The sequence below is a fragment of the Streptomyces sp. WAC 04229 genome (assembly GCF_003947455.1).
Taxonomy (GTDB): Bacteria; Actinomycetota; Actinomycetes; order Streptomycetales; family Streptomycetaceae; genus Streptomyces.
Window position 1 is genome coordinate 70810 of the sequence record NZ_QHJH01000003.1, and the last position, 25189, is coordinate 95998.

General features: G+C 72.1%; 26 protein-coding genes and 1 pseudogene. 14 read left to right on the top strand and 13 right to left on the bottom strand.

Annotation, left to right across the window (positions count from 1 at the left end; translation table 11 throughout):
- Positions 1 to 3 precede the first annotated feature (3 nt).
- Positions 4 to 504: pseudogene (locus DMH12_RS01485) on the bottom strand (CGNR zinc finger domain-containing protein); the annotation flags it as partial.
- A 314-nt stretch (positions 505 to 818) separates the two neighbouring features.
- On the opposite strand from DMH12_RS01485, the gene DMH12_RS01490 reads away from it, so the two are divergent.
- Positions 819 to 1517: a glycoside hydrolase family 11 protein gene (locus DMH12_RS01490; protein WP_125489676.1), complete on the top strand. Its 699-nt coding sequence runs from the start codon at positions 819 to 821 to the stop codon at positions 1515 to 1517.
- Between the two features lie 56 nt (positions 1518 to 1573).
- Positions 1574 to 2497: an aminoglycoside phosphotransferase family protein gene (locus DMH12_RS01495; RefSeq protein ID WP_125489677.1), complete on the top strand. Its 924-nt coding sequence runs from the start codon at positions 1574 to 1576 to the stop codon at positions 2495 to 2497.
- Here the strand turns inward: DMH12_RS01495 and DMH12_RS01500 are convergent.
- Entirely contained in the window at positions 2494 to 3957 is a 1464-nt protein-coding gene (locus DMH12_RS01500; RefSeq protein ID WP_125489678.1) for a hypothetical protein, read from the bottom strand. The genes DMH12_RS01495 and DMH12_RS01500 overlap by 4 nt on opposite strands.
- Positions 3958 to 4224: 267 nt before the next feature.
- Here DMH12_RS01500 and DMH12_RS01510 point away from each other — a divergent pair, with 267 nt between their 5' ends.
- Positions 4225 to 5442, top strand: coding sequence for an alginate lyase family protein (locus DMH12_RS01510; protein WP_125489680.1), 1218 nt, complete (start codon positions 4225 to 4227; stop codon positions 5440 to 5442).
- A 22-nt stretch (positions 5443 to 5464) separates the two neighbouring features.
- On the opposite strand, the gene paaE is transcribed toward DMH12_RS01510, so the two are convergent.
- The 5 genes from paaE to paaA are packed head-to-tail and all read right to left on the bottom strand — an operon-like array spanning position 5465 to position 9196.
- On the bottom strand, positions 5465 to 6571 hold the full coding sequence (paaE, locus tag DMH12_RS01515) for a 1,2-phenylacetyl-CoA epoxidase subunit PaaE (RefSeq protein ID WP_125489681.1): 1107 nt from the start codon (positions 6569 to 6571) through the stop codon (positions 5465 to 5467).
- A complete protein-coding gene (paaD, locus tag DMH12_RS01520) occupies positions 6571 to 7080 on the bottom strand; it encodes a 1,2-phenylacetyl-CoA epoxidase subunit PaaD (RefSeq protein WP_125489682.1) in 510 nt (169 codons plus the stop codon). Before paaD ends, paaE begins: the two co-directional genes overlap by 1 nt.
- Positions 7074 to 7901: a 1,2-phenylacetyl-CoA epoxidase subunit PaaC gene (gene paaC, locus DMH12_RS01525; protein WP_122617776.1), complete on the bottom strand. Its 828-nt coding sequence runs from the start codon at positions 7899 to 7901 to the stop codon at positions 7074 to 7076. The genes paaD and paaC overlap by 7 nt, the downstream gene beginning before the upstream one ends.
- Before the next feature lie 9 nt (positions 7902 to 7910).
- Positions 7911 to 8222 carry a 1,2-phenylacetyl-CoA epoxidase subunit PaaB gene (gene paaB, locus DMH12_RS01530; protein ID WP_125489683.1) on the bottom strand — a complete coding sequence of 104 codons (312 nt, stop codon included), beginning with the start codon at positions 8220 to 8222 and terminating at the stop codon, positions 7911 to 7913.
- Complete coding sequence (gene paaA / locus DMH12_RS01535; RefSeq protein ID WP_125489684.1) at positions 8219 to 9196, bottom strand: 1,2-phenylacetyl-CoA epoxidase subunit PaaA; 978 nt, start codon at positions 9194 to 9196, stop codon at positions 8219 to 8221. The genes paaB and paaA overlap by 4 nt, the downstream gene beginning before the upstream one ends.
- Positions 9197 to 9373: 177 nt before the next feature.
- Here paaA and paaI point away from each other — a divergent pair, with 177 nt between their 5' ends.
- From paaI to DMH12_RS01550, 3 genes are all read left to right on the top strand, one after another.
- Positions 9374 to 9820: a hydroxyphenylacetyl-CoA thioesterase PaaI gene (paaI, locus tag DMH12_RS01540; RefSeq protein WP_185832095.1), complete on the top strand. Its 447-nt coding sequence runs from the start codon at positions 9374 to 9376 to the stop codon at positions 9818 to 9820.
- The gene (gene paaK, locus DMH12_RS01545) at positions 9820 to 11166 is read left to right on the top strand and encodes a phenylacetate--CoA ligase PaaK (RefSeq protein ID WP_125489686.1); all 1347 of its coding nucleotides are present in this window, start codon (positions 9820 to 9822) and stop codon (positions 11164 to 11166) included. Before paaI ends, paaK begins: the two co-directional genes overlap by 1 nt.
- A 111-nt stretch (positions 11167 to 11277) precedes the next feature.
- A complete protein-coding gene (locus DMH12_RS01550; RefSeq protein ID WP_125489687.1) occupies positions 11278 to 12576 on the top strand; it encodes an NAD(P)/FAD-dependent oxidoreductase in 1299 nt (432 codons plus the stop codon).
- A 77-nt stretch (positions 12577 to 12653) separates the two neighbouring features.
- Here the strand turns inward: DMH12_RS01550 and DMH12_RS01555 are convergent, their stop codons facing one another.
- The 6 genes from DMH12_RS01555 to DMH12_RS01580 form a co-directional block, all read right to left on the bottom strand.
- Complete coding sequence (locus DMH12_RS01555) at positions 12654 to 13778, bottom strand: tryptophan dimethylallyltransferase family protein (protein WP_125489688.1); 1125 nt, start codon at positions 13776 to 13778, stop codon at positions 12654 to 12656.
- A 207-nt stretch (positions 13779 to 13985) separates the two neighbouring features.
- Entirely contained in the window at positions 13986 to 15332 is a 1347-nt protein-coding gene (locus tag DMH12_RS01560) for a cytochrome P450 (protein ID WP_125489689.1), read from the bottom strand.
- Positions 15333 to 15347: 15 nt separating this feature from the next.
- Positions 15348 to 15941 (bottom strand): ATP/GTP-binding protein, encoded by a 594-nt coding sequence (locus tag DMH12_RS01565; RefSeq protein ID WP_122617770.1) that lies wholly within the window; start codon positions 15939 to 15941, stop codon positions 15348 to 15350.
- The gene (locus tag DMH12_RS01570; protein WP_125489690.1) at positions 15916 to 16293 is read right to left on the bottom strand and encodes a DUF742 domain-containing protein; all 378 of its coding nucleotides are present in this window, start codon (positions 16291 to 16293) and stop codon (positions 15916 to 15918) included. Before DMH12_RS01570 ends, DMH12_RS01565 begins: the two co-directional genes overlap by 26 nt.
- The gene (locus DMH12_RS01575; RefSeq protein WP_125489691.1) at positions 16290 to 16691 is read right to left on the bottom strand and encodes a roadblock/LC7 domain-containing protein; all 402 of its coding nucleotides are present in this window, start codon (positions 16689 to 16691) and stop codon (positions 16290 to 16292) included. The genes DMH12_RS01570 and DMH12_RS01575 overlap by 4 nt, the downstream gene beginning before the upstream one ends.
- Positions 16688 to 17860, bottom strand: a complete 1173-nt coding sequence (locus DMH12_RS01580) for a sensor histidine kinase KdpD (protein WP_125489692.1) — start codon at positions 17858 to 17860, stop codon at positions 16688 to 16690. The genes DMH12_RS01575 and DMH12_RS01580 overlap by 4 nt, the downstream gene beginning before the upstream one ends.
- Positions 17861 to 18191: 331 nt before the next feature.
- Here DMH12_RS01580 and DMH12_RS01585 point away from each other — a divergent pair, with 331 nt between their 5' ends.
- The 8 genes from DMH12_RS01585 (at position 18192) to DMH12_RS01615 (ending at position 25186) form a co-directional block, all read left to right on the top strand.
- The gene (locus DMH12_RS01585) at positions 18192 to 18944 is read left to right on the top strand and encodes a sulfite exporter TauE/SafE family protein (protein WP_185832096.1); all 753 of its coding nucleotides are present in this window, start codon (positions 18192 to 18194) and stop codon (positions 18942 to 18944) included.
- Positions 18945 to 19214: 270 nt separating this feature from the next.
- Positions 19215 to 19943: a trypsin-like serine protease gene (locus DMH12_RS01590; protein ID WP_125489694.1), complete on the top strand. Its 729-nt coding sequence runs from the start codon at positions 19215 to 19217 to the stop codon at positions 19941 to 19943.
- Positions 19944 to 20139: 196 nt separating this feature from the next.
- The gene (locus DMH12_RS01595) at positions 20140 to 20979 is read left to right on the top strand and encodes an ABC transporter ATP-binding protein (RefSeq protein ID WP_125489695.1); all 840 of its coding nucleotides are present in this window, start codon (positions 20140 to 20142) and stop codon (positions 20977 to 20979) included.
- 87 nt (positions 20980 to 21066) lie between these two features.
- Positions 21067 to 21141 (top strand): putative leader peptide, encoded by a 75-nt coding sequence (locus DMH12_RS40415; protein ID WP_399186413.1) that lies wholly within the window; start codon positions 21067 to 21069, stop codon positions 21139 to 21141.
- A gap of 49 nt (positions 21142 to 21190) precedes the next feature.
- Positions 21191 to 22264, top strand: coding sequence for an ABC transporter substrate-binding protein (locus DMH12_RS01600; protein WP_125489696.1), 1074 nt, complete (start codon positions 21191 to 21193; stop codon positions 22262 to 22264).
- Complete coding sequence (locus tag DMH12_RS01605; RefSeq protein WP_125489697.1) at positions 22261 to 23118, top strand: ABC transporter permease; 858 nt, start codon at positions 22261 to 22263, stop codon at positions 23116 to 23118. Before DMH12_RS01600 ends, DMH12_RS01605 begins: the two co-directional genes overlap by 4 nt.
- Complete coding sequence (locus DMH12_RS01610) at positions 23094 to 23867, top strand: ABC transporter ATP-binding protein (RefSeq protein WP_125489698.1); 774 nt, start codon at positions 23094 to 23096, stop codon at positions 23865 to 23867. Before DMH12_RS01605 ends, DMH12_RS01610 begins: the two co-directional genes overlap by 25 nt.
- The gene (locus tag DMH12_RS01615) at positions 23864 to 25186 is read left to right on the top strand and encodes an LLM class flavin-dependent oxidoreductase (protein ID WP_125489699.1); all 1323 of its coding nucleotides are present in this window, start codon (positions 23864 to 23866) and stop codon (positions 25184 to 25186) included. Before DMH12_RS01610 ends, DMH12_RS01615 begins: the two co-directional genes overlap by 4 nt.
- Positions 25187 to 25189 lie beyond the last annotated feature (3 nt).

Sequence of the window (25189 nt, forward strand, 5' to 3'; positions counted from 1 at the left end):
CCCTCAGGACCGGCGCCGGTGCGCCGCGACTCGCTCCCGTGCCGCACAGCGGCGTGAGCAGTAGCGGCGCTCCGGCCCGCTGCCCTGGGTGACGAAGACGTTCCGGCAGCCGCCGGAGGCGCAGTCCCTGCCGGGCGGGCGTTGGTGGTCCCGGAGCAGGACGGCCAACGCCATGCAGGACGAGGCCAGGAACCACTCGGGCCAGGGCGCGTCGTCGTCCCGGTCGAGGTGCGGGTGCCATGGGGTGCCGCCCCCGTGGGACGTCAGGCGCAGCCTCCAGGTGTGCGCTTGCAGGAGGCGGTCGAGGACGTGTGCCGCGGTGTCGACGGAGTCCGCCGCGAAGACCTCCCGCAGCAGGAAGGCGGCCGCGCGCATCCCTTCCACGTCGTCCGCGGTGAGATCGACGGGGTCCATCTCGCCGTGGGCGCGCAGCACTTCGGCCACCACGGCGGGCTCCGGGGCGTCGTCCGCGAGGACGTTGACGAGCGCCGCGGTGCGGCGGGCCGCTCGCGACCTGGTCCCGCCGGGCCACCCTGCTCACGGCGGCGGGCACGGCTGTCGCGGCGGCACTGATCGGTCCGGTCAGACTTCGAAAGTTTCGAACACCATTCTCTTCATCGCGATCACCATCGATCGAGAAATCCTCGGAACCTCATAAGCAATAGCCACTTCGCGCCATCCACCTGGCCATACAGTCGAGCGCACACACCCAGACCGTCAAGAAATTTTCGCAACAAACTCCGAAACTGTTGACAGCACACGGTCACAATCCAACACTGGCGGCACCGACAGACCCCCCACCCACAGTCGGAGGACGCATGCGCGACAACCGCGACAACAACGACCTCGCCCGCCGGATCGACCGCAGACGTTTCCTCGGCGGTGCCGGGGCCGTGGCCCTGGCCGGCACGTCCGGACTGCTCCTGCCGGGCACCGCACAGGCGGACACCACGATCAGTACGAACCAGACCGGCACGAACAACGGCTTCTACTACTCGTTCTGGACCGACGGCGGCGGATCGGTGTCCATGACCCTGAGCTCCGGCGGCAGCTACCGGACCTCGTGGACCAACTGCGGCAACTTCGTCTGCGGCAAGGGCTGGAGCAACGGCGGACGCAGAACGGTGCGGTACTCGGGCAGCTTCAACCCGTCCGGCAACGGCTACCTGACCCTCTACGGGTGGACCTCGAACCCGCTCGTCGAGTACTACATCGTGGACAACTGGGGCACCTACCGGCCCACGGGCACGTACAAGGGCACCGTGAACAGCGACGGCGGCACGTACGACATCTACCGGACGACCCGGTACAACGCCCCTTCCGTCGAAGGCACCCGCACCTTCGACCAGTACTGGAGCGTGCGGCAGTCGAAGCGGACCGGAGGGACCGTCACGACGGGCAACCACTTCGACGCGTGGGCGCGCGCCGGGATGCCGCTCGGCAGCTTCAGCTACTACATGATCATGGCCACCGAGGGCTACCAGAGCAGCGGCAATTCCAGCATCTCGGTGAGCTGACCGTCCGCCCGGAAAGCGATTGACGGCCGTCCGTGCCGAAGGGTCGGATGAGGCATATGAGTTCAGAGCAGATGCACACGGACGCGTACCCCCTCGACGAGCGTCTGGTGCGGCGGCTGGTCGACGGGCAGTTCCCGCGCTGGGCGGGGCTGCCCGTCGAGCGCTTTCCGTCCGGTGGCACCGTCAACGCGATGTACCGGCTGGGTGACGACATGGTCGTCCGACTGCCGCTCGTCGAGGGCGGCGTGGCGGACGTGACGGCCGAACGGCACTGGCTGCCCCGGCTGTCGCCCCTGCTCCCCGCCACCGTGCCCGAGGTGCTCGGGCACGGTGAGCCCGCCGAGGGATACCCGTGGCCCTGGTCGGTGTACCGGTGGCTGCCCGGCGAGATCCCCGAGGCAGGGGCACTGACCGATCCCGTGGCGCTGGCGGGTGATCTGGCCGGGTTCGTCTCGGCGATGCGGGCCGTCTCCCTGGCCGACGCTCCCGGGGCGCACCGCGGCGGCCCGCTCGCCACGCTGGACGCGGCGACGCTGGCCGCCCTCGAGGAACTGCGCGGCCTGCCCGAGGAGGACATCGACTGCGACGCGCTGGCCGCCGTGTGGCAGGACGCGCTGCGGGCCCCGGCCTGGGACGGGCCGCCCGTCTGGCTGCACGCCGACCTGATGCCCGGCAACCTGCTGGTCGAGGGCGGCAGGCTCACCGCGGTCATCGACTTCGGGTGCGTGGGAGCGGGCGACCCGGCCTGCGACCTCTTCCCGGCGTGGAACCTGCTGCCCGCGGGCGCCCGGGAGGTCTTCCGGGAGAAGCTCGGCGTCGACGACGCGACCTGGCGGCGCGGCCGGGGGCGGACCCTCTCCCAGGCACTGATCGCGCTGCCCTACTACCGGAACACCAACCCGGCGATGGCGGGCAACGCCCGCCACGTGATCCGCGCGGTGCTGACGGAGCGGGGGCAGGTGCCCCGGGGCGCCGCCTAGGGGGCGATCCCCACACCGTCGATCCTGCTCCACGCCCGCTCCTGGGCGGCGGTCATGGCGGGCCACTGGAGTCCGCCGGGCCGGGGGCGCACCCGGGAGGCGTACGGCGACGGGCGGAAGCCGGGATCGTAGAAGCAGCCCTCGCCGTAGGTCGCGTCGAAGGCGGCGCAGGAGGCCGCGATCGAGCGCGCTCCGGGCTTGCGGCCCGTGCGGACCCAGGTGTCCAGCGCGGCGATGGAGCCGGCGTACTCGGAGTCGCTCAGCGAACTGTGCTCGGACTCCTTCGTGAAGGTCTGGACGAGGTTCCCGCCCCGGCCGGCGCCCCGGACAGCGGCCCGGTAGGCCGCCTCGTGCTCCACGAACGCCGTCGGGTCGTCGATGGCGTGCAGGGTGAGGACGGGCAGGTCGACGCGGCCCGTGAGGTCGCTGTCCCAGGAGAGGTCGCGGCGGGCGGCGGGGTCGGCCGAGAAGCGTTCCACACCCGCGTTGAGCGCCTTGTCGTCGTGTGAACCGGAGTACCGCACACCGCGGTTGCTCCACGGGTTCCGCCCGCCGAGCCGGTTCGACACGATGTCCCGGAAGGTGAACGTGGCGAACTTCAGATGCGACTCCAGGGTGCGCTCGGGGATGCGGGTGACGGCGAGGATGTCGTCGAGGTTGCGCTGCTGGAGGGCGGTCCGGTCGGCCGGGTCGGACTCGTGGCCGGTGCACTCCTGGAGACGGGCGGCGAGTCCGGCGCTCGTCATAGTGGAGCCGGGGCGCAGGCCCTGCCACAGCGGGTACTGCGGCTCGGTCGGGCGCGGGTGGTTGCGGCAGTAGTACTGGTAGACGACCCGCAGGTCCACGCGGTAGTCGTAGCCGCGCGAACCGCCGCCGAGGACGCCGTTGGTGAGCAGCACCCCGTCGTACGCGCCGTGGCGTCGGCCGTAGGTCTCCGCGACCTTGGCGGCGACGTTGCCGCCCCAGGACTGGCCGTGCAGGTAGGTCCGTCCCGGCCGGCCGAACTCCTCGGTGAACAGGCGGCGTACGTTCTCGGTGTCCGCGGCGGCCATCCGGGCGCCGTAGCCGCCGCGCCGGTATGCGGACGCGGCCCACGCGTAGCCTTCGTCGACCATCACGGTCCAGCGCTCCAGGTCCTCGGCGCCGCGGGCCGGGTCGGAGGCGTCGCCGAGGTCCGGGCCGCCGTGCGCGTGCACGACGAGGGAGCCGTTCCAGTCCTTCGGCACGGCCATCGTGTAGTACGCCCCGTTGGCGTCCCGGCCGGTGTAGCACGTGGCCTTTCCGGCCAGGGCGGGCGGGCAGTCGGCGGCCACGGGCCGTTCGGCCGCCCGCGCGGGGGCGGCCGACACGTTGCCGAGGGTGCCGAGGAGGACGGCCGCGAGGGCGGCCGCCACCACCGCCGGACGGCTCCGGCGGTGCGCGGTCCGGGTGGCGGGCGGGGGATCGTCGGGTCTGGTCAAGGTGCGGCTCCTGTACGTGCTGCGTGCCGGCGCGAAGTTGCGCTGCGAGCCGGGATGCTAGGAATCCGCCGCGGCCGGGGCCACCCCTTCGATCATTGCGTTCATAGTGTTCGCCCCACACCCACCGGATCGGCGCCCGCAGGCCGTCCTCCGGGACTCCCTGCGCGGCCCCTTGACGCCCCATTGGTCTCTACCTATCGTCACCGCGCAGTCGAACGTTCAGAACAACACTCAGCGTTCACATAGACGAACGGATGGACCCCCCACATGTCCTCTGCTCCCACACCTCGCCGCCGCAGATCCCGAGCCGTCCTCCTGACGGCCCTCACCGCCGCGCTGGCCGGCACCCTCCTGGCGGGACCCGGCCCGGCCGCTCCTCGCGCGCAGGCCGCACCGGCCGCGTTCACCCACCCCGGAGTCACCGTCTCCGAGGGCCAGCTCGACTTCGCCCGCGCCAAGGTGCAGGCCGGGGCCCAGCCCTGGAAGGGCGCCTTCGACCAGATGATGAGGAGCAGGTACGCCGACCTGAACCGCGTGCCCAAGCCCCGCGCGGTGGTCGAGTGCGGTTCCTACTCGAACCCCAACATCGGCTGCACCGACGAGCGCGAGGACGCGATCGCGGCCTACACCAACGCGCTGGCCTGGTACCTGACCCGCGACGAGCGGTACGCGCGCAAGGCGATCGAGCTGATGGACGCCTGGTCAGCGGTGATCCGGGACCACACCAACAGCAACGCCCCGCTCCAGACCGGCTGGGCCGGCTCGTCCTGGCCCAAGGCCGCGGAGATCATCAAGTACACGTACACCGGCTCGTGGGCCAACTCCGGCCGCTTCGCCACCATGCTCCGCGACGTCTACCTGCCCGAGATCATCAACGGCTCCCACTCCAACGGCAACTGGGAGCTGACGATGATGGAGGCCGCCGTCGGCATCTCCGTCTTCCTGGAGGACAAGGCGTCGTACGACAAGGCCATGGCCAAGTTCCGCACCCGCACGGCCGCGTACGTGTACCTGGCCTCCGACGGGGCCCTGCCGAAGACCGTGCCGAGCCAGAACCTCAACACCCGGGACAAGATCGTCAAGTACTGGCAGGGCCAGTCCACCTTCGTCACCGGCCTCACCCAGGAGACCTGCCGGGACTTCACCCACACCGGGTACGGCATCTCGTCCGTCGCGCACGTCGCCGAGACCAGCCGGATCCAGGGGCAGGACCTGTACGGCACCGACGTGGGCGAGCGGCTGCGGCACGCGCTCGGCTTCCAGGCGAAGTACGAGCAGGGCGCGGCGGTCCCGGACTGGCTGTGCGGGGGCTCCGTGCACCTGGGCCTCGGCCCGGTCACCGAGGTCGGCTACAACGCCCTGCACCACCGCCTCGGCCACGCCATGGACAACACCCAGGCCCTGACCGAGCGCACCCGTCCGTCCGGTTCGAACAACCTGTTCGTCGCCTGGGAGACGCTCACCCACGGGGACAACCCGGCGTGACACGGCGCCGGGTGACCGCGGCTCAGCTGTCGTAGTCCACGGTCAGCTTCTCGGAGACCGGGTACGTCTGGCAGGTCAGCACGTACCCGGCGTCGACCTCGGCGTCCTCCAGGGCGTAGTTGCGGCGCATGTCCGCCTCGCCGTCGGTGACCAGGGCGCGGCAGGTGCCGCAGACCCCGCCCTTGCAGGCGAAGGGCAGGTCGGGCCGGGTCTGCTGGGCTCCGTCGAGGACGGTCCGCCCGCGGGACAGGGAGGAGGTGGTGGAGCGGCCGTCCAGGGTGATGGTGACCTCGCTGACGGGTCCCTGCGGGCCGGTCTCCTCGTGGCGGACCTCCCGCACGGGCTCGTCGTCGGCGAAGAACAGCTCCCGGTGGACGCGGTCCGCCGGGACGCCGAGGCCGGCCAGGACCTGCTGGGCGTCGGCGACCATGCCCTGCGGGCCGCACAGCCACCAGTGGTCCGCGGCCGCCACGTCCACCAGCGAGCCGATGAGCGCCGAGAGGCGTCCGGCGTCCAGGCGGCCGGAGAGCACCTCGGCCTCGCGGGGTTCGCGGGAGAGCACGTGGGCCAGGTGGAAGCGGGTCGGGTGGAGGTCCTTCAGGTCGGCCAGGTCGTCGGCGAACATGACCGTGTCCGTGCGGCGGTTGCCGTAGAACAGGGTGACCGACGACCGGTCGTCGGCGGCCAGCACCGACTCGGCGATGGACACCATGGGCGTGATGCCCGACCCGGCCGCGATCAGCACGTGGTGGCCGGGGACGGTCAGGTCGGGGGTGAACAGCCCGGTGGGCGCCATGACCTCGACGGTGTCGCCGGGCCGCACCTCCTCGACCAGCCACGAGGAGAACACCCCGCCGGGCACCACCCGGACCCCGATGCGCGGCACCGAACCGGCCGGCGCGCAGATCGAGTACGAGCGCCGCTCGTCCCGGCCGTCCACCTCGCGCCGCAGGGTGAGCGACTGGCCGGGCGCGAAGGCGAACTCCCCGGCCAGCTCGTCCGGGATGTCGAAGCTCACGGCCACCGCGTCCGCGCACAGCCGCTCGACGGCGGCCACGCGCAGACGGTGGAAGGCGGGCCGGCGGCGGGCACGCACCGGCGCTGCCGGGACGGGGGCGGTCGGGGGCATCAGATCTCCTTGACGTACTCGAACGGCTCGCGGCAGGCCCGGCAGCGCCACAGGGCCTTGCAGGACGTGGCGGCGAAGCGGGAGGTCTCCTCTGTGTCCGCCGAGCCGCAGCGGGGACACGGCACCGCCACCCGGGTGGGTGACAGCACGAGAGGAACCGGCCCGCCACGGGGCGCGGGACCGGGCGGGGCGATGCCGTGCTCGGCGAGCTTGCGGCGGCCGGACTCGGTGATCCAGTCGCTGGTCCAGGGCGGGTCGAGGACCGTGCGGATCTCCACGCGCTCGTATCCGGCGTCCCGCAGCCGGGCGGCGACGTCCGCGCGCATCTCGGCCATGGCCGGGCAGCCCGAGTAGGTGGGGGTCAGGCTCGCCACCACGGTGCCGTCCGCGCCGACCTCGACGCCGCGCAGGACCCCGAGGTCGGCGAGGGTCAGCATGGGCAGCTCGGGGTCCGGCACCCGCTCGGCGACGCGGCGGGCGCGGGCGGTGTCCGGGAGCGCGGTCACCATGTCGCCTCCGGGTGGGCGCGGGCGACGCCCTGCAACTCGGTGAGCAGCGGCGCCAGATGCTCGGTGTGCTCGCCGGCGCGGCCGGAGCCGGGCAGCGGGCGGTACACCGGCAGGGGCAGGCCGGCCGCCTCGGTCACCTGGCGCAGCACGTCGGCGACCTCGTCCCGTACGTCGTACGCCGTGTGCAGCTCGCCGAGGTACGGGGCGACCGCGTCCAGCGCCGCGCGCATCCTGCGCCGCGACTCGTCGGTGCCGTCGCCCAGGCGGACGGCCCACTCGGCGGCGTACTGCCGGTGGTAGGCCAGTTCCTTGACGCCCTTGGCCGCGACCGCCGCGAGGACCGGGTCGGGGTGGTCCACCAGCCGCTGGAAGTGGGCCAGCCGCCAGCTGGAGAGCACCAGCAGACGCACCACGGCGAACGCGAAGTCGCCGCGGGGAAGCTCGGCCAGGGTCACGTTGCGGAAGTCGCCGGCGTCGCGGAAGTAGGCGAAGGCGTCCTCGTCGCGGCCGGTGCCGTCGGCCTGCCCGGCGCGCGCGTACAGCAGGCGGGCCTGGCCGAGGAGGTCGAGGCCGATGTTGGCCAGCGCCACCTCCTCCTCCAGCTCCGGGGCGCGGGTGACCCACTCGGCGAGCCGCTGGGCGCTGATCAGGGCGTCGTCGGCCAGCGCCACGCAGTCCGCGGCCAGTCCGGCGGCGTCGACGCCCTCGGGCACGGTGGTGTCGACGCCGTGCAGCGGGTCCTCGAAGCCGGTGCCGTAGGCCCAGCGGGTGTCGTCCTCGTGCCCCTCGGCCAGGGTGAGGTAGACGTGGTCGTCGCTCATGCCCTGCTCCTAGATGTGGGGGACGTCGTCGGGGATGTCGTAGAAGGTCGGGTGGCGGTAGACCTTGTCCGCGCTGGGGGCGAAGAAGGGGTCCTTCTCGTCGCGGGTGGAGGCGGCGATGTGCTCGGAGCGGACCACCCAGATGCTCACGCCCTCGTTGCGCCGGGTGTAGAGGTCGCGGGCGTGGGTGAGGGCCATGGCGTCGTCGGCGGCGTGCAGCGAGCCGACGTGCACGTGGTTGAGGCCGCGCTTGCCGCGAACGAAGACCTCGTACAGCGGCCAGCCCTGCTTCTCGGGCTTCTCAGCCTTCTCGGCGGTCATGCCACCGCTCCCTTCGCCGCGCGGGCGGCCTGCTTGGCGGCGTGGGCGGTGGCCGCCTCGCGCACCCAGGCGCCCTCTTCGTGGGCGGTCCGCCGCCGATCGCTCCGTTGTGCGTTGCACGGGCCGTCGCCCTTGATGACCCGCATCAGCTCGTCCCAGTCCGGGGTGCCGAAGTCGTGGTGCCCCGCCTCCTCGTTCCACCGCAGCTTCGGGTCGGGCAGGGTGACGCCGAGCTTCTCGGCCTGCGGGACGGTCATGTCGACGAAGCGGCGGCGCAGTTCGTCGTTGCTGTGCCGCTTGATCTTCCAGGCCATCGACTGCGCCGAGTTGGGCGAGGCGTCGTCGGGCGGGCCGAACATCATCAGGGACGGCCACCACCAGCGGTCCACCGCGTCCTGAACCATCTCGCGCTGGGCCGCGGTGCCGCGCATCATCGTCATCAGCAGCTCGTAGCCCTGCCGCTGGTGGAAGGACTCCTCCTTGCAGATGCGCACCATCGCGCGCGCGTACGGGCCGTACGAGCTGCGGCACAGCGGTACCTGGTTGCAGATGGCCGCGCCGTCCACGAACCAGCCGATCACGCCGACGTCGGCGAAGCTGAGGGTCGGGTAGTTGAAGATCGACGAGTACTTCTGCCGGCCCTCGATCAGGCGCTCGGTGAGGTCGTCGCGGTCGGCGCCGAGGGTCTCGGCGGCCGAGTACAGGTAGAGACCGTGGCCGGCCTCGTCCTGGACCTTGGCGAACAGGATCGCCTTGCGGCGCAGCGAGGGCGCCCGGGTGATCCACTCGCCCTCCGGCTGCATGCCGATGATCTCCGAGTGGGCGTGCTGGGCGATCTGCCGGATCAGCGTCTTCCGGTAGCCCTCGGGCATCCAGTCGCGCGGCTCGATGCGCTGGTCGTGCGCGATCGTCGCGTCGAAGTGCTCCTGGAGACCGTCCGGGGGCGGCGCCTCGGCGGCGTGTGTCGTGGTCATCGTCACCAGCTTCCCAACCGACCATTCGTTCGGTACCAGTGTGACGGGTTTCCGGGCGCCGGGCAAGACCCGCGACCCCGCCGCTCACACTCTTGACAGGGCGCCCGGGCGGCTGGATTACTGGGCCGTGCCGCGCGCTAACCGAATGGTCGGTCGGGACAGAAGGTGGTGGGAAGGATGTCGCAGGCCACTGGGCCGACACCCACGGAGACGATGTTCTCCGCGGACGAGGCCTCCCGGGGGCTGGGCATCGAGCTGGTCGAGCACGGCGAGGGGACCGCCGTGCTCCGGATGACCGTGACCCCGGCGATGGTGAACGGACACCGGATCGCCCACGGCGGCTATCTGTTCCTGCTCGCCGACACCGCCTTCGCCTGCGCCTGCAACAGCCACGGTCCGGTGACCGTCGCGGCCGGCGCCGACATCGTCTTCGTCGCCCCGGCCCGCGAGGGCGACGTCCTCGTGGCCCGCGCCGAGGAACGGGCCCGGTTCGGCCGCAGCGGCGTGTACGACGTGAGCGTGCGGCGCGGCGACGAGGTGATCGCGGAGTTCCGCGGACGCAGCCGCAGCATGCGGGACACCACCGGGGACCGGACGCCGGGCACGACGACGAAGGAGCCGTGATGAGCAGCGAGCCGACGACCGGGGCGGCCCCGGCACCCCGCCCGGGTGAGCCACTCCCCCACGACCTGCTGGACGACGCCGAGCGCCTGTCCCGGGAGCAGCTCGCCGAGCTCCAGCTGGACCGGCTGCGCGCGACCCTGCGGCACGCCTACGAGAACGTGGAGCTGTACCGCAAGAAGTTCGACGCCGCCGGAGTCACCCCGGACGACTGCCGCAGCCTGGCGGACCTCTCCAGGTTCCCCTTCACCACCAAGGCGGACCTGCGGGACACCTACCCCTTCGGCATGTTCGCCGTCCCGATGGAGGACGTGCGGCGGGTGCACGCCTCCAGCGGCACCACCGGCTGCGCCACCGTCGTCGGGTACACGGACAAGGACCTGTCCATGTGGGCGGACGTCGTCGCCCGTTCGATCCGGGCCGCGGGCGGGCGCCCCGGCCACAAGGTGCACATCTCCTACGGCTACGGCCTGTTCACCGGCGGCCTCGGCGCGCACTACGGCGCCGAACGCGCCGGCTGCACGGTGATCCCGGCCTCCGGCGGCATGACCGCGCGCCAGGTGCAGATCATCCAGGACTTCCGGCCCGAGATCATCATGGTCACCCCCTCCTACCTGCTCACCCTGCTCGACGAGTTCGAGCGGCAGGGCGTCGACCCGCGCTCCACCTCGCTGAAGGTCGGCATCTTCGGCGCCGAGCCGTGGACCGAGGAGATGCGCCGCGAGATCGAGGAGCGGATGGACATCCACGCCGTGGACATATACGGCCTGTCCGAGGTGATCGGCCCGGGTGTGGCGCAGGAGTGCGTCGAGACCAAGGACGGGCTGCACGTGTGGGAGGACCACTTCTATCCGGAGGTGGTGGACCCGCTCACGGACGCCGTCCTGCCCGAGGGCGAGGAGGGCGAGATCGTCTTCACCTCCCTCACCAAGGAGGCGCTGCCGGTCGTCCGCTACCGCACGCGCGACCTGTCCCGGCTGCTGCCGGGCACCGCCCGCCCCGCCTTCCGCCGGATGCAGAAGGTCACCGGCCGCTGCGACGACATGATCATCCTGCGTGGGGTGAACGTCTTCCCCACCCAGATCGAGGAGATCGTGCTGCGCACGCCGGGCGTCGCCCCGCACTTCCAGATCCAGCTCTCCGAACGCGGCCGGATGGACCACATGACCGTGCGGGTCGAGGCCCGCCCCGACGCCGGTCCCGAGCAGCGCGGGGCCGCCGCCCGGGCGATCGTCCAGGGCGTCAAGGACGGCGTGGGCGTCACGGTCGAGGTGGAGGTCGTCGCGCCGGAGACCCTGGAGCGCTCCCTCGGCAAGATCCGCCGGGTCCGGGACCTGCGCGGTGCGTGAAACGTGAGGACGAACACGTCTGTTCGTCCCTCGTGCTGGTGTGCCGCGGGATGCGGATGGGCAGTCAATGCATGATCGGGGGAGGTCTGGTCCGTCCTGGGGGGAAGTCCCGTGCGCGTGTGTGTGATCGGTGCAGGTCTGTCGGGATTGGCGGTGGCGCACTCCCTCAAGGAGCGGGACATCGGTTTCGTCTGCCTGGAGAGGGCGCCCGACGTCGGCGGGATCTGGCGGCAGCCGGAGGCCGGCGAGCGGGGGCCGGGCTACCTGTCGCTGCACCTGAACACCGCGAAGCAGCTGACCGGTTACGCCGGTTTCCCCATGCCGTCCTCGTATCCGCTCTACCCCCGGCACAGCCAGGTCGCCGCGTATCTGCGCTCCTTCGCCGAGTGGGCGGGCCTGCTCGACCACGTCGAGCTGCGCACCGAGGTGGTCGCCGTATGGCAGGCCCCGGACGGCGCGTGGACGGTGGTCAGCCGCGACGCGGACGGCACCGAGTCCGCCCGCCGCTTCGAGCAGGTGATCGTCGCCTCCGGGCACCACACCGACCCCGCCCTGCCCGACCCTCTCCCGCCCGGTGCCGACTCCTTCGATGGAACGATTCTGCACTCCCTCGACTACCGTGACGGCGCCGACTTCGACGGACGCCGGGTCGTCGTCGTCGGACTCGGGGCGTCCGCCGTGGACATCGCGGCCGACCTCTCGCGGCACGCCGAGGAGACCGTGCTGTCGGTGCGGCGGGGACTGCACATCGTGCCCAAGCAGCTCTTCGGGATGTCGGTCGACGAGATCGCGGAGGCGCCCTGGTGGACCGAGATGTCCTTCGCCGAGCAACGGGGTTGGGTGGAGCGGTCGCTGCTCGTCGCACGCGGCAGACTGTCCGACTACGGCCTGCCCGAGCCCGACCACCCGGTCTTCTCCTCCGCCGTGACCCTCTCGGACGAGATCCTCAGCCGGATCCGGCACGGCGCCGTGACCCCGAAGCCCGCGATCGCCTCCTTCGACGGCGACCGGGTCGTCTTCACCGACGGCACCTCCACGACCGCGGACGCCGTCGTGTACTGCACCGGCTTCCACATGACCTTCCCCTTCCTGCCGGCCGGCTGCCCGGTCGCGGCGGACGGTTCGGTCGAGCTGTACCGACGGGTCGTCCCGGCCGGCCGGCCGGGTCTCTACTTCGTCGGGCTGGTCCGGCCCGTGGGCGCGATCACCCGGCTGGTGGAGGCGCAGGCGGAGTGGGTGGCGCGGATCATCGACGGCGAGGCCGAACTGCCCTCGGCGGAGGCTATGCGCGAGGAGATCGGCACCTACCTCACCTCCGTGGCCCAGCGCTACGGCCGGACCGAGGGCGCCTCGATCCAGGTCGACGTGGGCCCCTATCTGGCGGAGTTCCGGGAGTCGCTGCCCGTGTGACCGCCCCGCACGGCGTCGTGCCCAGGGGCTCCCGGTGAGGTCGGCCGGGAGCCCCTGTGGTGTGCCGGACGGCCGGCTCAGTGCACCGCGACCGCGTGCCGGACCGGCACCGCGGCGGGCGGCCGGACCGCGTACGCCTCCGAGGAGAGGTACGCCGTCACCCGCGGCGGCCGGCCTCGCTGGAGGGCAAGCGCCAGGTAGGCGATGAGCCCGGCCCCGTCCTCCGGCCGCCGGTCGGTGACGGCGGCCAGCGCCCGGACCAGCACCGAGGCGTCCATGCCGTGCCGGCGCAGCAGCCGCGACGCCCGGGCCAGGGCCTCCCCGTCGTGCGGGGCGTAGTCCCTGACCGGGATGTGCAGGGTGAACCCGCTGGGCCGGGGGTCCGCCGGGCCGGTGAAGGAGTGGCAGGACAGGCCGGGCAGCCCGGCGAGTCCCGTCGCCCCGGGCCCGGCGCCCGCGACCGTGTGGAAGAAGCCTTCGACCTCGGCCGGAACCGGCTCCGGAATCATGCGGGACAGCCTCCCGGCCCGGGCGGAGGTCAGGCTGTCGTGGCGCACGTAGACCTTCACCCGGGGTTCCTCCCAGTCCCCCAGGTCCAGGGCGAGGAACGGATGACCGCTGCCCGGGGGCAGGTTGGCGTAGGCCCGCCCGAGCCCCAGCCGGCGCAGCGCCTCGCGCACCGTCGCGGCGGAACGCTCCTCCCCGTTGGCGGCGGGGTTCAGGTAGACCTTGACCTTGGGCACACCGCCGGGTGTCAGCTCCAGCGCACACCACAGGGCCAGGGGGCCGTGCGGAGCGGACGGCAGGAAGAGGTCCGTCACCTCGTCGAGGGGGCCGGTGCCGAACCGCCATCGGCGCGCCATCTCCCGGACCGTCTCCAGTCCGACGCGGCCGTTGCGAGCCAGGCTGTCTGCGCCGCAGCCCGGTTCGATCAGCACCCGCAGGACGGGGGCCGCGTCCGGCCGGAAGGAGAGGGAGAACTCGACGGGGGTGTGGTCGTCGGAGAGGAAGGTGCGGTAGGGCGGCGGCAGGTGGAGCGGCCGTGCGGCCACCGGCCCCAGGGAGTCCGTGAGGACCCGGGCGTAGGTCTCGATGTCCGCTCCGGCGAGGCCGGCGACCGCGCCGAGTCTTCGCAGCTGGCCGCCCGTGAGGGCGCCGAGTGTCGGGATGCCCCGTGGGTCCGTGCCCGTCGGCGCGGTCACCGGCCCGTCCCCGGCCGGGGCCGCACAGAGCGATACCCGCCTGGAGAGGCGGGTATCGGGGGTTTCGGCGGCGGGAAAGCGGCGTTCGTGGATATGTGGTCCACGACACCTCCTTTTACTCGTAAGCAACTTGAATGCCGCGTTGCTCACTACCCGTGCCGTTCAACCTTCATGCGGAAGGGGCTGGTTGGGCGGGTGTTGTACAGATCACCGTGTGAGCCAGTTGAGGAACTGGCTCCACATGCCGTTGCGTTCGGCCGCCCGGGCCGGGGTGGCGGCCTCGGGCTCCGCCGCACCCGGGGTCGGCCGCGATTCGGCGCTCCGTCCGGTGCGGGCCGGGGTGAAGCGGGCCGGCAGGGTGGCCAGGGCCCGGTTGAAGGGGCCCGGACGCCAGGTCAGGCTGTCCTCCGGCACGGCGAGTTCGACGTCGGGCAGCTCGTTGAAGAGGTGCTCGATGGCGGTGACCGTGATGTGCCGGGCCGGTTCCTTGGAGGGGCAGGCGTGCGGTCCGGCGCTCCAGGCGAGGTGCGCGCGGTTGCTGCCGGCCTGGCGGGACGCTCTGAGGGCCGGACCGGTGTTGGCCGCGGCGAAGCTGACCAGCACGAGATCGCCCGCCTGGAGGTGCTGTCCGGCGAGTTCCGTGTCGGCGGCCGGGTAGTGCGGCGCGTAGTTCGACATGGGCGGGTTCTCCCAGAGCGTGTCGTCCAGTGCCTCGTCGATCAGGCCGCCCTCACGCGCGTACCGCTCGTGGGTGAGGAGGCGGTGCAGCGTGTTGCCGATCAGGTTGCGCAGGGGCTCGGCGCCCGCGCCGAGGAGCAGGGCGAGCTGGTGGACCATCTCCTCGTCGCTGAGGCCCGCCTCGTGGCGCATCAGCCAGGAGGTGACGTCGTCGCCGGGCTTGCTCCGCTTGAGCGCGACGAGTTCCCCCACCGCCTGGAAGAGCACCTCGACGGCCTTCTCGGCGTTGACCCCGTCGAACATGCCGGAGATGCCGAACAGCACCCGGTCGCCGATGTCGGCGGGGCAGCCGAAGAGTTCGTTGAACACGAACAGCGGCAGCTGCTTGGCGTAGTCGCCCAGCAGGTCTGCGGAGCCGCGGGCGGCGAACTGGGAGATGAGGTAGCAGGAGATCTGCTCCGTGCTCCGGCTCAGCCGCCGGGTGTCCACCCGCGCCATGCTGTCGGTGACGGCCTGGCGGAGCCTGAGGTGGTCGGCGCCGTCGGCGAACATGCAGTTGGGCCGGTAGGCGAGCAGGGGCGCGACCGGGCTGTCCGGGCCGACCTTGCCCTCGTTGAAGGCCCGCCAGCGCCGGGCGTCCTTGCGGAAGGACCCGGAGTCCTGGAGCAGCTGGAGGGCGGCGGCGTAGTCCGTGACCAGCGTCGCCTCGACGCCCGGGGCCAGTTCGACGGGCGCCGCGGCCCCGTAGTGGCGCAGGTACTCGTAGTACGCCTGCGGGTCGGCGGCGAACTCCGGTCCGTGCAGAGGCACTCTGGCGCCGGAGCCGTGGGCCGGGCACCCGGGCGGCGGCACCGGGGCCGTGTCGTGGGCGTTCATGTCTGCTCCCAGCTCCTAGCGGGTGCGGTCCAGCAAGTAGCGGACGAGGGTGGTCAGTGCGGCCGCCGAGGACTTCTCGTCGCGGGCGTCGCAGGTGACGACGGGGGTGTCGTCGAGCAGGTCGAGCGCCTCGCGCAGCGCGTGTTCGTCGCGCAGCGGGGTGCCGTCGAAGTGGTTGACGGCGATGGCGTAGTCGAGCCCGTAGTGCTCGATGAGGTCGATCACGGGGAAGGAGTCCGCCAGCCGCTCGGGGTCGACCAGCACCAGGGCGCCGAGCGCGCCGCGTGCCATGTCCTCCCACATCTGGACGAAGCGCTGCTGGCCGGGGGTGCCGAAGAGGTAGAGGACGACGCGGTCGCTGATGGTGAGGCGGCCGAAGTCCATGGCGACCGTGGTGGTGGTCTTGCCCTGGACGCCGCCCAGGTCGTCGACCGACTCGGCGGCCTGTGTCATCGTCTCCTCGGTGGACAGCGGCTCGATCTCCGAGATGGAGCCGATGAGGGTGGTCTTGCCCACCGCGAAGTGTCCGACGACGAGGATCTTGACCGCGGTCTGGGTCGCTCCGCCGCGTACGTAGTCCCGCTCATCCAAACTTGGCGCGGAGCCCATTGAGCACCTCCTCCAGGATCTCCTTGTCCGCGAGCCGGGCGCGGGCCACCGGCGGGCGGGTCATGAGGTGGCCGCCCTCCATCAGGGAGGCCAGCAGGATCCGCACCACGCCGAGCGGGAAGTGGGTGTGTCCGGCGATCTCGGCGACCGAGAGGTAGCCGGCCGAGCAGAGGTCCAGCAGGCTCTGCTCCTCGGGGGACAGCCGGGCCGGGCGCCGGGTGTCCTCGGCTGAGGCGGTGACGAGGGTGATGAGTGAGAGGTGGTCCTCGTCGGGCAGGCCCCGGCCCTTGGTGATGACGTACGGCCGTACTAACTCCGGCGCCTCGGGCTCCCAGCCGTCGCGGCCGGTCATGAGCGGGCGCCGAGGTTCTCGCGCGGCGGTGTCGTCAGCCGTTTGCCGAGCTGGGCGACGAGCTGCTGCATCCGGAAGGTGATGTCCGCCATGTCCACCTCCGGGGAGGCGGAGACACCGAGGTAGGCGCCTTCGCCGGCGGAGATCAGGAACACCCAGCCGCCGTCGAACTCGACCAGGGTCTGGCGCCAGGACTGGCCGGGGTCCTCACAGAAGAAGGCGAGGGTGCGGCTGAGCGACTGCACCCCGCTCATCGCGGCGGCGACCCGGTCGGCGTCGTCCTTGTCGAAGTCCTGCGTCCGGGCCATCAGCAGACCGTCGGCGGATATCAGGACGGCGTGCAGGGCTCCCGGAATCTCCAGGGCGCTGTCGAGCATCCATGACAGATCGTCGTTCACGAGACCTCATGTCCTTCGCTGCTGGCACCAGGCGTTCTGCGCGTCCGGTCGGTGCCCTCGGGGTCGGTGACCCGGCCGGACCGCGTTCCCCGCTGGAAGGCACCCATGACCTGTGCCTGCTCGGAGTCGGAGCGGCCCGCCGGGCGGGGGGTGGGCTCGTTGCCGGGCACGATGGCCATCGGGCGCTTGCGGCGCCGCCGGGGCAGGCCGTCGTCGGTCCGGGACGGGACGGGCGCGGCCTCGGGGCCGCCGTCCCGGACCGGCCGGGCGGTGGCGTGGGCGGCGGGGGCGGGAGTCTTCTTCTCCGGCATGCCGGTGAGCAGTTCGTGCGGCAGCAGGACCACCGCCCGTACACCTCCGTAGGGGGACGAGGAGTCCACCGACACCTCGAAGCCGAATCGTTCGCACAGCAGGCCGATGACCGCGAAGCCGAACTGCGGCGGATTGCCGAGCCCGGCCACGCCCGAGGCGCGCTCGGTGGCGAGCAGCCGGTCGGCGCGGGCGCGCTCCTCGTCGCTCATGCCCACACCGGCGTCGTCGACGACCACGCAGATGCCCTTGGGCACGGTCCGGAGGTTGATCTCGACGACGGTGTCGGGGCTGGAGTAGCTGGTGGCGTTGTCGAGCAGTTCGGCCAGGGCGAGGGCGACGGGCTCCACGGCCCGGCTGGTGATGCCGAAGTCGACCTGGGAGAGGATGTCCACCCTGCGGAAGTGCCGGATGCGGCCCTGCGCGCTGCGCACCACGTCGTACACCGAGGCGGTGTCGCGCCGCCCGCCGAGCCAGCCGTCGCAGAGCACGGCGATGGACTGGGCGCGCCGGCCGAACTGCGAGTTGGTGTGGTCGATCTCCAGCAGGTCCTGGAGGAGGGCCGAGTCGCCGTACTTGGTCTGCAGGCGGGAGAGGACCAGCTGCTGTTCCGCGGCGAGGCCCTGAAGGGTCCGCATGGCGGACTTCAGAACGGTCTTGGTCTCGTCCTCGGCCCGTTCCTGGGCCGCCTGTACGGATTTTCCGTAATCGTTCTCCAGCTGGGTGTAGTGGTCCTTGAGCCCCTGCACCTGCTGCCGCAACGCCCGGGCCGCCCTGCGCTGGCGGCTGATGAGCACGGCGGCGGCCACGAGGGCGACGAGGGCCACCCAGAGCAAGGGGTTCCCTGTGTATTCCGTCATAAGACTCTCTTCAGGCGACTGACGGCCGGCTTGCTGAATTCCCGTCTAGGCGGACGGCCGGTGGACCGCCCGCAACCGGGGTGGCTGTCCGGGCTGTCCTGAAGTCGGGGATGCCGTCTTTCACCCATCCGCCCGTTCCGCAAACGCGGTGATCGTATCACCGCATGATCAGGTGAATTAACGTCAAGAAGCGTCCATCCAGGACCGGTTGGAGACCGCCGGACGTACCGCCTCCGCCGGTGGGTACAGTCGGCCCCGTGAAAGATGCACCAGACACCTTCCGGCCGGCCCGCGGCGCGGCCTCGGACGGCCCGGGGTGACGCCCGAGGCCATGGCCGCGGTGTTCGCGGCCGGCGTCGGGGCCGGCGCCATCAACAGCGTGGTCGGCTCCGGCACCCTGATCACCTTTCCCGTGCTGCTGGCCACGGGTCTGTCGCCGGTCACCGCCACCGTCTCCAACGCCCTCGGCCTCATCCCCGGCTCCGTCAGCGGCGCCATCGGCTACCGCGAGGAGCTGCGCGGCCAGCGGCGTCGGGTCCTCAAGCTGGGCGTCGGCGCCCTGATGGGCGGTCTCGCGGGCGCCACACTGCTGCTCGCGCTCCCGGAGGACGCCTTCGAGACGATCGTGCCGGTCCTGGTGGGCCTCGCCCTGGTGCTGGTGGCGCTGCAGCCCCAGATCGGCAAGTGGGTGCAGCGCCGCCGTGCGCGCACCGGCGCCTCCCCGCGCCGGGACGGCGGTCCGCTGCTGTTCACCGGCCTGACCCTGGCCAGCGTCTACGGGGGCTACTTCACGGCCGCCCAGGGGATCATCTACCTGTCCCTGATGGGCACGCTCCTCGACGAGCCTCTGCAACGCCTCAACGCCGTCAAGAACGTCCTCGCCGCCGTCGTCAACACCGTCGCCGCGCTCTTCTTCCTCTTCGCCGCGGACTTCGACTGGACGGCCGTCGGCCTGCTGGCGGTCGGCTCGGCGCTCGGCGGGTACGGCGGGGCCAAGGTGGGCCGCCACTTCAAGCCGGTCGTCCTGCGGACGCTGGTGGTGACGGTCGGCACCGTCGCCCTCGTGCAACTGCTGCTGCGCTGACCCACGGGATCCGGGCCTCGTCGCCGACGCTCCGGCTCGGGGACGCCGCCCGCCCGGGCCGCCGGAGGCCACGGGCGCGCCGGCGTCGTGACCGTCTCCGTCCGCACTGCCGCGCACGTGGGCGGCGCACACCGCCGGCCGGACCGCCCCGGGCATAACGCCGCGTTATGGGAAGTCGGGAGTGCCGGTGCCGCGGCCGGGCCCGGGATGCTGGGCGCCCCCACAGACCGAACACGCGCCCCGACGCGTGTCCGTCGGAATCGAGGAGCCTTGCGAACCTCCAGACTCGTCCCCACCCTGACGGCCGCTCTCACGGCCACGCTGCTGTCCGCCCTCGCGCTCGCTCCGCAGGCCTCGGCGGCGGAGCCCCGCCCCGGTGACGGCGGCCCCCAGCCGATCATCGGCGGCGGCTACGCGCAGAACGCCCCCTGGGCGGCCCGGCTGTTCTCCAACGGCGCCCAGACGTGCAGCTCGACCATCATCTCGCCCACCTGGATCCTCACGGCCAAGCACTGCGTCACAGGCGGCGGCCTCTCCTTCCGTATCGGCAGTCTCGACCAGGGCTCGGGCGGCACGGTGGCGAACGGAGCACAGACCACCACCCACCCCTCGGCGGACCTCGCACTGGTCCGGCTCGACCGCTCCGTCTCCGCCTCCTACGCGCCGCTCGGACAGCCGGGCACGGTGCGCGTGGGTCAGACCGTGCAGGTGTACGGCTGGGGCGCCACCTCACGGTGCGGCTCGGAGATCAACTGCCAGTCCCAGTATCTCAAGGTCGCCAACCTGAGCGTCACCAGCGGGTGTTACGACGCCTACAACGGCCGGGCGATATGCGCCCGCCCCGGCGACGGCATCACCGCGGGCGGCGACTCGGGCGGCCCGATGATGGCCGGTGGCGTCCAGGTCGGCGTCGCCTCGACCAGCGACCGGCAGTCCACCACGGCGTACACGAACGTGACCGCCTACCGGTCGTGGATCCAGTCGGTGGCAGGCGTCTGACCCTTCCCCTCCTGCCCGGGGAACCGACCGGTTCCGGCCTGCCCCCGTCACGGCGGGGGCAGGCGCAGGTCCGCGGTCCGAGTGCCACCTCCGTCCGTCGGGGCCCGTCCACGAATCGGACGGCCCAGCAGGCGCATGGTGAGTACATCTACTGTGCCGGGGGTAGGGCACACGTCCCGCGCGAAGGAGGCACGGCATGACCGGGCGGACGACCGGCTCGCAGGAGAACGAGCGGGAGGCGGCGGTGCTCCGGCTCCGGGACGTGCACGTCCGGCGCCTCACCACCGACCAGCTGATCCTCGACGGCATCGACTGGACCGTCCGGCCGGGCGAGCACTGGGCCCTGCTGGGTGCCAACGGCGCCGGGAAGACCACCCTGCTGCGGCTGCTCGGCGCGCTGATGCACCCCACCGCCGGAACGGTCGAGGTCCTCGGCAGCCGGCTCGGCCGCGTCGACGTGCGCGAGCTGCGGGCGCGCATCGGCCATGTCAACGCCGCCCAGCGGGTACCGCAGGACCTCACCGCCCACGCGGTGGTGCTCACCGGCCACAGCGGCACCGTGCAGCCCCTGTGGCGGACGTACGACGACGAGGTCCGGGAACGGGCCCGCGACCTCCTGACCGAACTGGGCGTCAAGGAGCTGGCCGACCGGCCGTACGGGGTCTGCTCGGGCGGTCAGCGGGCGCGGATCCTCATCGCCCGGGCGCTGATGGCCGACCCGGCGCTGCTGCTCCTCGACGAGCCGTTCAACGCCCTCGACCTGCCCTCCCGCGAGGACCTCGTCGAGGCCATGCACCAACTGGCCGAGACGCGCCCGCACCTGGCCACCGTGACGGTCACCCACCATCTGGAGGAGCTGTCCCCGGCCGTCAGCCACGCCCTGCTGCTGCGCGAGGGCAGGATCCTCGCCGGTGGTCCCGTCGAGGGTGTCCTGACCGACTCGCGGCTGACCGCGTGCTTCGGCCGCGACATCACGGTGGCCCGGCGCGAGGGCCGCTGGTCCGCCTATTCGGGCCGCCGCGTTTCCGGAACATGACACGCCCACGAAGGCGTCGTTGCAGTCCCGGCGGAGCGGACCGGCGGCCCTTGACCGGGTTTCAACCCCCTGGCTAGCGTCCACGGCATGCGGAACTCCCGGCAGTTCACGAAGCGACGGGCCATCGACCTGATGCGCGTCGCCACCGCGGTGTGTAGCTGAACCACACCGCCCGCTGCCCGTTTTTCTCCCGCTCCCCGTGAAGGCCGTGATGACCTCTCGCACACCCCTGCCCGGATTCCGGCGCCTTCCCGCCCTGGCCGCACTGGCCCTTTCCCTCACCGTCACCGGCTGTGTGGCCCCGGCGCAGACCGCGGGCGGCGAGGACCTCTCGGACGAGAGGATCCCGGCCGCGGTCGCCCGGGACACCACGCTCACCGTCGGAGCGCCCGACCTCAAGGTCGCCCTGGAGCTGTCCGGACAGATCGACGAGCTGCCCTTCAAGGTGAAGTGGGCCAACATCAGCGGCGGCCCCCAGTGCTCGGAGGCCTTCCGGGCCGACGCGCTCGACGTCTGCTCGGCCGCCGACATCCCGTCGATCAACGCGCACTGGACGGGTCTCGACACGAAGCTCGTGGCGGTCAGGTTCCGCGCGGACCCGTACAAGAACCCCGTCTACGAGCTGGGCACCGCCCCGGGGTCCGGCATCAGGACCCTCGCCGACCTGCGGGGCAAGAAGATCGCCTACAGCCCGGGGCAGGCCCAGGGCGCACTCGTCCTGCGCATTCTCAAGAAGGCCGGTCTCACCCAGCGGGACGTCGAACTCGTCGAACTCGCGAGCACCGGCGACGTCTATCCCACCGCGCTCGGAAACCACCAGGTGGACGCCGCGCCCATCGCTGACGTCAACATCAAGCGGTACCTGGCCAACTACGGCAAGGAGGGCGGCGCGACGGTCAGGCACGGGCTCCGGGACGACCCGGCACACCTGTGGGCGCTGACCGAATCCGTCGCCGACGCGCAGAAGTCGGCCGCCCTCCGGGAACTCGTGAAGTTCTGGGCCCGGGCGCAGACATGGATCGACAGGCATCCCGAGGAATGGGTGGCGGGCTACTACGTCGAGGATCAGGGACTCAGCAAGGAGGACGGCGAGTACCTGGTCCGGCGCATCGGCCACCCCGACCTTCCGGCGGACTGGACCGACGCCGTCCACCGGCAGCAGCAGACCATCGACCTGCTGGCGAAGGAGCAGGACCGCGAGCCGTTCGACGCGGGGCTCCTCTTCGACCGCCGCTACGAGCCGGTGGCCGCCGAGGCCGTTGCCGGTGAAGGGACGTCGCCATGAGCACCACGATCTTCGACAAGCGGGCGCTCCCGGCCACCGAGGCCCCGCCGGACCAGGTGCGTGCGCGCGGGCCACGACGACATCGCCCGGGCCCCGGCAAACCCGTGCGGTACGGCTGGGCGATCGGCCCGGTGCTGCTGCTCGCGCTCTGGGCGGCGGGTTCGGGACTCGGCGTCTTCGACGTCCGCAGCCTCCCCGCGCCCTGGACCGTCGCCGGCACCGCGGGCGGCCTCATCGACGACGGCAAGCTCCAGTCCCACCTCGCGACCTCCGGGCAACGCGCCCTGCTGGGGCTGCTGTTCGGGGTCGCGGCCGGTCTGGTCCTCGCCCTGGTCTCCGGGCTCAGCCGGCTCGGCGAAGCCGTGATCGACGGCCCGGTGCAGATCAAACGGTCGATTCCCTCACTGGCGTTGATCCCGCTGCTGATCCTCTGGTTCGGCATCGGCGAGACGATGAAGGTGATCACGATCGCGCTCGGTGTCCTCGTGCCGGTCTACATCCACACGCACAACGGACTGCGCGCCATCGACAACCGCTACGCCGAGCTGGCGGAGACCGTGCGCCTGGGCAGGATCGGCTTCGTCCGGCACGTCGTGCTCCCCGGCGCCCTGCCCGGCTTCCTGCTCGGCATGCGCTTCGCGGTGACCGGCGCCTGGCTGGCACTCGTCGTGGTCGAGCAGGTCAACGCCACCAGCGGCATCGGCTACATGATGGAACTGGCCCGGACGTACGGGCAGACCGACGTCATCATCGTCGGTCTCGTGGTGTACGGCCTGCTCGGTCTGGTCTCCGACGCCCTGGTACGTCTGGTGGAGAGGAGGGCCCTGTCATGGCGGCGGACGCTGGCGGGCTGAACACGGCGGACCGCGTGACGGTCCGCATCGGGAACCTGGTGCGTTCCTTCGGCGAGCGCAGGGTGCTGGACGGGCTCGACCTGTCCATCGCGCCCGGGGAGTTCGTGGCGCTGCTGGGCCGCAGCGGCTCCGGCAAGAGCACGCTGCTGCGCGCCCTGGCCGGCCTCGACCACGAGGTGGCGGGCAGCGGTGAACTGACCGCACCCGACCATGTGTCCGTCGTCTTCCAGGACGCGCGGCTGCTGCCCTGGAGGCGGCTGCTCGACAACGTCGTGCTGGGCCTGACCGGGCCCTTCGCCGAGGACCGGGGCCGGGCCGCCCTCGCCGAGGTCGGCCTCGCCGGACGTGAACGGGCCTGGCCGGTGGAGCTGTCGGGCGGCGAACAGCAGCGTGTCTCGCTGGCGAGGTCCCTGGTACGCGAACCCCGGCTGCTGCTGGCGGACGAGCCGTTCGGCGCGCTCGACGCCCTGACCCGGATCAGGATGCACGCCCTGCTGCGGCGGCTGTGCGAGCGGCACCGGCCGGCCGTGCTCCTGGTGACGCACGACGTCGACGAGGCCATCGCCCTCGCGGACCGGGTGGTGGTGCTGGACCGGGGCCGGATCGCGGCCGACCTTCCCGTGCGGCTTACGGCACCGCGGGACCACGCGGGCGCCGAGTACACCGCCCTGCGCGGCCGGCTGCTGGCCCGGCTGGGCGTGCGGAACTCCGAGAGCGCCGGCCCGATCGAGGAGGAGACCGCGGCATGAGCGCCCGCAACCTGCACCTGAACCTGTTCGTCTATCCGGGCGGCCACCACGAGGCCGCCTGGCGGTACCACGGCACCGACCCCGGCCGCATCCTCGACATCGGCTTCTACCAGGAGCTGGCCCGCCGGGCCGAGGCGGCAGCGTTCGACGCCGTGTTCTTCGCCGACGGCCCTTCGCTGGCCGACAACGTCCGCTACGCGAGCCGCTTCCGGCTCGAACCGTTCACCTGGCTGTCGGCGATCGCCGCGGCCACCGAACGCATCGGCCTGATCGCGACGGCCTCGACCACATACACCGAGCCGTACAACCTGGCGCGCCTGTTCGCCTCGCTGGACCACCTCAGCAGGGGCCGGGCCGGCTGGAACATCGTCACCACCGGCGCCCCCCAGGCCGCCGAGAACTTCGGCCTCGACGGACATCCGGTCCACGCCGAACGGTACGACCGTGCGCGGGAGTTCGTCGACGTGGTGACGAAGCTCTGGGACAGCTGGGAGGACGAGGCCCTGGTCGTCGACCAGAAGGCCGGTGTGTTCGCCGACACCGACCGCATCCACGAGATCGGCCATTCGGGCCGCCGTCTCAAGGTGCGCGGACCGCTGAACCTCCCCCGCTCCCCGCAGGGCCGCCCGGTGTACCTCCAGGCCGGGTCCTCCGAGGACGGCCGCTCCTTCGCCGCGGCCCACGCGGAGGCGGTGTTCACCGCGCACCAGACGCTGCGGAGCGGGCAGGAGTTCTACGCCGACCTCAAGGCGCGGGCCGCGGCCCTCGGCCGTGACCCCGGCCGGCTGCTCGTCCTGCCGGGCATCAGCCCCTTCATCGGTGCGACCGAGGCCGAGGCACGGGCACTGCACGCGGAGTTCGACGAACTCACCCAGCCCGAGTACTCGCTCCAGCTGCTCCGGCGTCTGCTGGGTCTCGACCTCACCGCGGACAAGCTGGACGGGCCGGTGCCCCGCCGGCTCCTCGAGACCCGGGGCGAACGCGGCAACGGCAGCCGCTTCCAGCTCGTCCTGGACATCATCGACCGTGAGCGGCCCACGGTGCGCGGGCTCATGCACCGCCTCGCGGGCGCGCGCGGCCACCGCGTGGTGGCCGGGACCCCCGAGCAGGTGGCCGACCAGATCCAGGAGTGGTTCGAGCAGCAAGCCGCCGACGGCTTCAACGTCATGCCGCCGTGGCTGCCGGGCGGCTTCGACCTCTTCGCCGACCAGGTGGTTCCGATCCTGCGGGCGCGCGGCCTGTTCCGCACCGCGTACGACGCGGCGACGCTGCGCGGGCACTACGGACTGCCGCGGCCGGCCGCGTCGGTCCCGCGCTGAGGC